Source organism: Chryseobacterium viscerum, from assembly GCF_002899945.2.
In the GTDB taxonomy this organism is placed as follows: domain Bacteria; phylum Bacteroidota; class Bacteroidia; order Flavobacteriales; family Weeksellaceae; genus Chryseobacterium; species Chryseobacterium viscerum.
The window spans coordinates 1-460 of the sequence record NZ_PPEG02000045.1 but is presented as its reverse complement, the minus strand read 5'-3'; the positions used below and the strand labels follow the sequence as shown (position 1 = coordinate 460).

General features: G+C 51.7%; 1 rRNA gene. It reads right to left on the bottom strand.

Annotation, left to right across the window (positions count from 1 at the left end):
* A 16S ribosomal RNA gene (locus tag C1634_RS25715) occupies nucleotides 1–460 on the bottom strand; the annotation flags it as partial.

Here is a 460-nt window from a genome sequence, read left to right as displayed (position 1 = left end):
GACTACACGGGTATCTAATCCTGTTTGATACCCGCACTTTCGAGCCTCAGCGTCAGTTGCACCCCGGATACCTGCCTTCGCGATCGGAGTTCTTCATGATATCTGAGCATTTCACCGCTACACCATGAATTCCAGTATCCCTGTGTGCACTCAAGACCTCCAGTATCAACTGCAGTTCGACGGTTGAGCCGCCGTATTTCACAGCTGACTTAAAGGTCCGCCTGCGCTCCCTTTAAACCCAATAAATCCGGATAACGCCCGGACCTTCCGTATTACCGCGGCTGCTGGCACGGAATTAGCCGGTCCTTTTTCTGATGGTACATACAAAACACCACACGTGGTGCACTTTATTCCCAACTAAAAGCAGTTTACAACCCAGAGGGCCGTCTTCCTGCACGCTACTTGGCTGGTTCAGACTTGCGTCCATTGACCAATATTCCTCACTGCTGCCTCCCGTAGG